Source organism: Burkholderia sp. GbtcB21, assembly GCF_019091065.1.
Classification (GTDB): Bacteria; Pseudomonadota; Gammaproteobacteria; order Burkholderiales; family Burkholderiaceae; genus Burkholderia; species Burkholderia pyrrocinia_C.
Window position 1 is genome coordinate 24,101 of sequence record NZ_JAGXKA010000031.1, and the last position, 7,561, is coordinate 31,661.

Here is a 7,561-nt window from a genome sequence, read left to right on the forward strand (position 1 = left end):
CACGAACAAAACCAGCCATGCACTACGCAATCCACGAAGGCACCTTCGAACTGCCGGACGCGGCGCTCGACCGCACCGTCAACATCCTCGTGATGAACGCCGGCCCCGGCGGCCTCAACCTCGTGATCGCCCGTGGGCGGCTGCGCGACGGGGAAGATATCGATGCGTTCGTCGCGCGCGAATGGGAAGTGGCGTCGCGCGATGCCAGGATGCTCACCGAGAAGGCGCGCCGGCCGGTGACGGTGGCGGGCCGTTCGGGCATCCAGATCGATTCCACGCACGAGCGGGATGGCCGGCTCTGGCATCAGGTGCAGACCATGTTCCCGTCGGACGACGCCGGCCGCGTGCTGGTGATGACGCTGACCAGCGCGGCACCGCTGACCGAAGAGCAGCAGGCGATCGCCGACCGTATGCTCGCCAGCTTCCAGCCGCGCGCGGCTCGACCGACCCTGCTCGGACCGGGTGACGCGTCGTGAGCGCGGAAAACTTCGCGGCCGCGCGCTTCGAAGATCCGATCCAGCACACGTCGTTTCTGGGTGAGCTTGTCGGCACGGTCGGGTCGGTGGTCGGCGGTGCCATCGTCGGTGCATTGGTGGCGGAGGCGATGGAGGGGCTGGTGTTCGCCGGCCTCGCTGCGCTCGAGATCGGCACGGCAGGGTTGGCGACGCCGCTCGTGATTGCGATCGGCGTGGGGGTGGCGGTCGGCTCGGGCGCGCTGATGGAAGCGAGCGGGATGAACGAGGCCATCGACGACGGCGCGAAGGCACTGGCCAATTCGATCGTGCCGCCCGAGATCAAAGGCAAGATCGCGAGCGGGTCGGGGAACGTTTACGTCAACAACAAGCCGGCGGCGCGGGCGGCGAAGCCGGGCGATCTCGATACCGTCGCGTGCACGGATCATCCTGGGCCGCAGATGATCGCCGATGGGTCGGGGAGCGTTTATATCAACGATCATCCGGCCGCGCGCGTCGGCGACAAGACGACTTGCGACGGGACGATTGCCGAAGGGTCCGATAACGTTTTCATCGGCGGCGGTACGCAGCGGGTAAGAGACGTGAAGTCGGCTTCCCGGCTCGGATGGCTGGGGGCGGCGCTTGGGATTGCGCTGGCGGTTTGCGGCCGCGGGAAGATGAGCTGGGGGCAGTTTCTGAAAGGCAAGCTGCCTTGCCTCGCGATCAATTTTGCGGCGGGTGCCTTCGGTACGTGGCTCGGCAGTTTGGCGAGGCCGTCTGCGGGCCACCCGGTCAACGTCATTACCGGCGGCAAGATTCTCGATGGCACGGACGATACCGACTTCGTTTTGCCCGGGCCGCTGCCGATCGTGTGGCGACGTTTTTACAGCAGTCACGATGATCGTGCTGACAGCCTGTTCGGGGCGGGGTGGAGCGTGCCGATCAGCGTTGAGCTGCGGCTTGTGCGTGAGCATGGCAAGGTCACGTCGATCACGTATTGGGATGAGCAGGGGCGCGATATCGTGTTCCCGGCGGTGCCGCCGGGTGAGAGCCATTTCAGTGTTCCCGAAGGCATTTACCTGATCTGTACTGCCGGCGGCCACTACGTGGTTGAGACGGTCGACGGTTTGTATCGTGATTTCGGCCGGACACGTGGCGATGCGGACAGCGAGGTGCTCAAGCTGTGGCGTCTCGAGGATCGCAACGGTAACTGGATCGAGGTGGAGCAAGAAGCGGCCGATGAGGTTGTGCGGCCGGCCCGGCTGCATGACAGCGCCGGACGTGTGCTGACGCTGGTCTACGATAAATCGCAGCCGCGACGCATCGCTACGATCGAGCTGACTCGTGGTGTGGATGGTGAGCAACCCGATACGCTGGTGCGTTATGCGTACAACGGTGCTGGCGAGTTGGTGGCCGTTACCGATCGTAGTGGCCATACCGGGCGACGCTTCGCGTACGAGCGTGGGCTGATGGTTCAGCACACGTTGCGCGGCGGTTTGCAGTGCTTTTATGCGTGGCAAGGTGTCGGCCGCGACTCGCGTGTCGTGCGCCACTGGACCGACGACGGTGAGGCGTACACGTTCAACGCGGACCTCGCGCAGCGTTCGGTGACGATCACCGACCAGATCGGTCGCGTTACGCAGTGGACGTGGAACGAGGATCAGCAGCCGACGAGCCATACGGATGCCGAAGGCCATGTTTGGCAGTTCGAGTGGAATGCGATGCGGCAGCTGGTCAGTACGACCGATCCGGCCGGGCATACGACCCGCTTCGAATATGACGAGCGGGGGCGTCAGACTCAGCGCATAGATGCACTGGGTCAGGTTGAGCGTACCGAATGGAACGCGTACTACGACCTGCCGGTCGCGGAAACCGATCCGGCCAATTCGCGCTGGATCTACCGCTACGACGATCGCGGCAACTTGACGATGACGCGCGATCCGGCGGGCTTTGCGACCGAGTATCACCGGGATGAGCGTGGGTTGGTGCACACGATTCGCGATGCGCGGGGTGGTTACAAGTTCCTGGAATGGAATGACCGTGCGCAGTTGACCTCGTACACCGATTGTTCCGGGAAGATCACGCGGTTTGCGTATGACGCACGTGGTGCGCTCGCGCGTGTGACCGATGCGGCCGGGCAGTCCACCGTGTATGAAGCAGATGCAATGGGGCGTGTTACGGGGATCGGGATGGCGGACGGTGCCCGGCAGACGTTCCGTTACGACGCGGCCGGGCGTCTCGTCGAGGTCGTTGATGCGAACCAGCGCAGCACGCGTTACGAACTCAATCCGCGTGGATTGCTGCTGTCCCGCACGGACGCGGCTGATCGTGTGGTGCGGTTCGGTTACGACGATGCATTCAGGCTCGCGAGTTTGACCAACGAAAATCGTGAGTCGTATCGCTTCCAGTATGACCGGCGCGATCTGGTTTCTGCACAGATCGGCCTCGACGGCCACAAGCACACATATGAATACGACGTGTGCGGCCAAGGCACGATCGTACGGGATGGACAGATCGAGACGCGATACGAGCGCGACGCGATCGGGCGACTGACGGCGAAGCAAGCTACGCATGAGCGTTGTGAGTACCTGTACGACAAGGCGAGCCGAATCGCATCTGCCGAGTTGTACACGCTGGCCGTTCGTGGCCCGTCGCTGAAGAATCGGGTCAATCTGAAATACGACGCGCGTGGAGCGGTTCTCGAGGAATACACGCCGACCGGCTGGCTCGCGCATACGTACGACGAGCTTGGCAACCGCGTCAGCACCACAATCTCGGGCGAGCGCACGATCGATTGGCTGCATTACGGCTCGGGACACGTGCACCAGATCCGCGTTGACGGCGCTGCAGTTGCGGACATGGAACGCGATGATCTGCATCGGGAAGTTCTGCGAACGCAGGGCAAGCTGACCAGTCATTTCGGATACGACGCGGTTGGCCGTCGTGCGCGGCACGCTGCGCAGCGAGGCCGGACGGCGGACGATCTGCTTGCGAAGCAGTGGCAATACGATGCAGCGGGCGACGTGATCCAGAAGCGAGATCAGCGTCATGGCACGACGAGCTATCAATATGATCCGACCGGTCGCATCGAGCAGGCGACGGGGCCGGGGCTGCCGTCGGAAGTGTTTCGCTGGGACGCGGCGGCCAACCTGGTGTCGAGCGATCACCCGGGTGGGTTCGTCGAGCACAACCGGCTCAAGATGTTCGAAGACAAGCGCTTCGAGTACGACTCGTATGGACGGCTGGTTCGCAAGCTGAGCGGTCACGGGCCTGCCAAGGAACTGGTCCTTGAATACGACGATTGGAACCAGTTGAAGACCGTCGTGACGAAGGATCGGCTTGACATCGCGACGACGCATTTCGAATACGACGCGTTTGGCCGGCGGATTCGGAAGCTCAATGGTAGTTACGCCAGTACGGATTTCCTGTGGGACGGCATGCGACTCGTGCAGGAGACGTATCACGATCGCCAAGGTGAGGAAGCACTGACGTACTTGTACGAGTCCGACAGCTACGTACCACTTGCGCGGATCGATCAGGGCAAGCCGGCGGCTAACGATGCCGATGCAAGGGATGCGGTCTACTATTTCCACAACGACGTTTCGGGGCTGCCGGAGGAGCTAACCGACGCCGACGGCGAGTTGATCTGGCAGGCCCGCTACAAAGTGTGGGGCAACGCGGTGCAGGAGGAGTGGATCGCGCGGGTGCCGCAGCAATCCATACCGGCATGGGGCGTGGTGCAGGAAGCGACGCCGACGTCTGTCCACGTACCAAGACCACAGAACCTGCGTTTCCAGGGGCAGTATCTGGATCGCGAGACGGGGCTGCACTACAACACGTTTCGGTACTACGATCCCGATATCGGGAGGTTCATTGCCCAGGACCCCATCGGACTGGCCGGTGGGATGAACCTGTATCAATACGCGCCGAATCCGATAAGTTGGATTGATCCGCTGGGGTTAAGCCCACTGGACGCAATTCAGCAACAAATAAATTCAATCTTTGAAAATCATTTGCCTGCAATACAGGCCATTGATCCGAATGCGACAGTTGGCTACAGAGGGAGTGCTGCGAGCGGGATTAGTAAGGCTCATGACCCATCTATTTCTAGGCCAATAAATATAAATGATTTCGACGTCGATGGATTTATTCAGTCTGATTACTTGGCGAATAATTCCGTCTTCACAAATAGACGCCGAGATGCTTCGAGGATACCTGGATTTTCTGAGATAGAAAAATCCATTGATAGCGATTTGAGGAAGGCGTTTCCTGGGTTGAGGGAGGATCCTTTTGGATTTAGAATTTTCAAGACCCATGAATTGGATGATCTCGCAAGGCAAGGGGATAGGCAGGTGAAAATTGGAGGGTGTTTTAAATGATTTCCAAGCGTGGTCGTTGCTTGAGCGTAGTTCTTCTGGAAGATGTTGATTTTCTTGTTTTGGTTAAAAAAATTGAAAATGCATTTGGTGCGCGTCTTTCGGTGAAGGATAAAAAGGGGCGTTATATCGCAGATTGGGATGGCGATGATTTTTCCATCGAGGTCGTTGATAGAATTGATCGACTTGGAGATTTTTTATCTGACGAAAATCATGTTGTTGATGTTTTCATTGGGTCGGATGTGAATTTCAATGAAAAATTCGAGGGTAAAATAAAATCCATCTTTAAAAATGGCGGAGTTAGGTGGAGGCGAGCGGTGTGGTCGCAAGTTAATCGAGGCGAAGATTTGCGAGAGATATATCCTGATTCGGATTGATTTTCAATGGCGAGCGTTGGTGAGGGTTTATATTGTGATATCACTCAGTGCCGCTTTTTTTGAGAGGCAAGATGAGACTGTCGTGCAATAGGGCGCAGTTGTTCGGTTGTAGGATCTCGCTCGATGGTGGCAAGCGAGGACAAGGGATGTCAAATGACTACAGTCACTGAGCATAAAGAAAACTTGGCCCGGGAACTCGCTACGCTCGATTTAGCAAGTCAACTGAAATTTGCCGCGTGGTGCTGCTTCGCACTCGTTGGAGAAAGGTCAATATTCGATTTTCTGTCTCGTTACTCCGATTTATCGGCATCAGACATCCATGCTCGAATCGTCAAAGGACTTGATGGCGTTTGGGAAGGGGATGAAGCAGGGGCTGATTTCTCAGATTTGAATATTCTCGAATGGGATGTAGATGAAATAAGTTTGAGTGATGATGCAGATGCCCAACGAGCATTGGATCTATTGGCCGCACTGTCTTTTCTTTCTGAATGGGTGCCCGACGGGGTGTCTCCTTGCGTGGACCGCAACGAAATGAGTCGCGCCCGTTATCTCAATCGCATGTACACCATGTCGAGGGATTTTTGAATGGGAGATGAATGTGCAAAATGAGTTATGAATTAAAGAAGATGTTTGAGGGGAGATTGCGGGAAACTCTCAAAGAAAATATAAGTGGAATTGGCATAAAGGTATCGGGGGGTGAGATTCTTGTCGACCGGGAAGGTGGGGGTAATGGGCGTATCGGATTCAGATTCCTGAAAAATGCAAACGGCTATATTCTTTCTGCTGCTGCTGATTCTCGTGATCTTCAGGGTTTTTATAAAAAAAGTAATCCTCCGTACAAACCGAAGATACCGACGGGTCTGGTTCTCGCGATGAATACATCCATGGAGACTGTAAAATCATTTTCTCCGAATGTTGGTGGGGCGGTTGATTTGCCGCGGGATGAGGCGGAGATTGAGTCGGCATGTCGATGGATATGCAAAAAGGTGGAGAGTATTTATTTGCCGAGGATGATCAACGTGGTGGAGATCAAGTCTGGGTTGATTCGGGATGTAATGGATAATCCAAATTACTATTCTTATCCATTTCTGACTATTGTTTTTGCGGCGAAGAGGAATGGTGTTGGGTTGGATGGGCTCGATGTTGATTATTTGCTGGGGAAGAAGGTCTCCGCGAATAAGTCGTTTGATGAGAGTATTCTAAAAGCATATTTCAGGTATGGATGATAGGGGAGCTTGATGAGGGGCGGTTAGTGTGCTCTACGAATGCGTCGACAGTTCGTTAGCAATTTGCGCCGGTTACCCGTGTGGATCAGCGATGGATTGTCGAAGTGGGTTTGAGCCCGCAGCGGACCGCCTGGACGGCAACCGGCTGGGTTGGCCTGGAAGCGACATTCGCCCGCGTCGTCACTCGGACCTTCAAACTCGCCGTATTTTCCCTTCTGGCCGTCAAGTGTGCGATGCCTATCCGGGGGAGTTTCGCTGCGGCGATTGGCTCATACGGGCAGCAGCCATTGCGGTTGCCTGCTGCCCGATTTGGCGGCGCGAATCGGCGTCTGTCGCAAGCTCACCGCGATACTTCTCGACCAGCGTGGATAAGCAGGTCTTGATCTTATGCGCCGCAATAATCTCGGATTCCAGTTGCTTCTCTGACATGGCTGAAAAATCAGAGCTTTCGCGTGGGATTGCCGCAGAGATTTTGGTCACTTCCGCACGGTCAAGCTCAAGCGCCTTTTCCCAAACCATCAAAGCGCCAGATCTGCCAAGTCCCCTTGCGGCCAAGGTTGCCTTCCGAGAACCTTCCGCGTCCGCCATCAACTGTCGAAGCGTGGTGATCGACTCGCGCGCTTCGCCTAGATCCTTCTGAAGCGCTAGCCGCAGGTCCAGAGCCTTAATCTGGTTGCTGCGCCGGTATCCGAGGTAGCCCATTACCGCACCAGAGATGCCGGTCGCCATGCCGACAACCCCGGTCACAACACCAACGAAGTCGGTCCAGCTTAGATTAGCCATTTGGTTCCGGCGTCGGGTCTCGTTTGAGGGAACATTCTGCCGAACAGTCGCTCTTTGCACCGAGCAGTCGGTCGGCCATCGGCAGCAGTCGCCGCGCACCGTCACCGAATTTTACTGGTCGACAGATGGATCAGGGGCGTGAAGCACCAGCAACGCGGTGTTTTTTTACTTCCGTTTGCCACCTGCGCAGGCTTCCTGATCAAGGGATCAATCGAGGTGTCGTGGGAGCGCCAGCGATCGAAACCCGGAATCCACGTTGGGTGAGGTTTTCGAACGCCTTGGACAGGTTGACCTTGCTGAAAAACGGCAAGTTCTGCTTTAGCGTCGCACTGCCCTCGCCCAAGATC

7 protein-coding genes are annotated in these 7,561 nt (G+C 57.2%); 5 read left to right on the forward strand and 2 right to left on the reverse strand.

Annotated features, from left to right (window positions below; all coding sequences use genetic code 11):
* Positions 1-17: 17 nt before the first annotated feature.
* From KVT39_RS35090 to KVT39_RS35110, 5 genes are all read left to right on the forward strand, one after another.
* Positions 18-476, forward strand: coding sequence for a DcrB-related protein (locus KVT39_RS35090; protein WP_131948233.1), 459 nt, complete (start codon positions 18-20; stop codon positions 474-476).
* On the forward strand, positions 473-4,831 hold the full coding sequence (locus KVT39_RS35095) for an RHS repeat-associated core domain-containing protein (protein WP_368858956.1): 4,359 nt from the start codon (positions 473-475) through the stop codon (positions 4,829-4,831). Before KVT39_RS35090 ends, KVT39_RS35095 begins: the two co-directional genes overlap by 4 nt.
* Positions 4,828-5,205: a hypothetical protein gene (locus tag KVT39_RS35100; RefSeq protein WP_217591245.1), complete on the forward strand. Its 378-nt coding sequence runs from the start codon at positions 4,828-4,830 to the stop codon at positions 5,203-5,205. The genes KVT39_RS35095 and KVT39_RS35100 overlap by 4 nt, the downstream gene beginning before the upstream one ends.
* 123 nt (positions 5,206-5,328) lie before the next feature.
* Positions 5,329-5,790: a hypothetical protein gene (locus tag KVT39_RS35105; RefSeq protein ID WP_217591246.1), complete on the forward strand. Its 462-nt coding sequence runs from the start codon at positions 5,329-5,331 to the stop codon at positions 5,788-5,790.
* Positions 5,791-5,810: 20 nt separating this feature from the next.
* Entirely contained in the window at positions 5,811-6,431 is a 621-nt protein-coding gene (locus KVT39_RS35110; protein ID WP_217591247.1) for a hypothetical protein, read from the forward strand.
* 237 nt (positions 6,432-6,668) lie between these two features.
* Here the strand turns inward: KVT39_RS35110 and KVT39_RS35115 are convergent, their stop codons facing one another.
* Both KVT39_RS35115 and KVT39_RS38715 read right to left on the reverse strand, forming a co-directional pair.
* On the reverse strand, positions 6,669-7,214 hold the full coding sequence (locus KVT39_RS35115) for a hypothetical protein (protein WP_217591248.1): 546 nt from the start codon (positions 7,212-7,214) through the stop codon (positions 6,669-6,671).
* Positions 7,215-7,413: 199 nt separating this feature from the next.
* Positions 7,414-7,557, reverse strand: coding sequence for a DUF6119 family protein (locus KVT39_RS38715; protein ID WP_368858957.1), 144 nt, complete (start codon positions 7,555-7,557; stop codon positions 7,414-7,416).
* Positions 7,558-7,561: the final 4 nt, after the last annotated feature.

Coding starts and splice junctions, on each gene's coding strand:
- KVT39_RS35090 (WP_131948233.1), top strand. CDS start 18: ATGCACTACGCAATCCACGAAGGCACCTTCGAACTGCCGGACGCGGCG.
- KVT39_RS35100 (WP_217591245.1), top strand. CDS start 4,828: ATGATTTCCAAGCGTGGTCGTTGCTTGAGCGTAGTTCTTCTGGAAGAT.
- KVT39_RS35105 (WP_217591246.1), top strand. CDS start 5,329: ATGGTGGCAAGCGAGGACAAGGGATGTCAAATGACTACAGTCACTGAG.
- KVT39_RS35110 (WP_217591247.1), top strand. CDS start 5,811: ATGAGTTATGAATTAAAGAAGATGTTTGAGGGGAGATTGCGGGAAACT.
- KVT39_RS35115 (WP_217591248.1), bottom strand. CDS start 7,214: ATGGCTAATCTAAGCTGGACCGACTTCGTTGGTGTTGTGACCGGGGTT.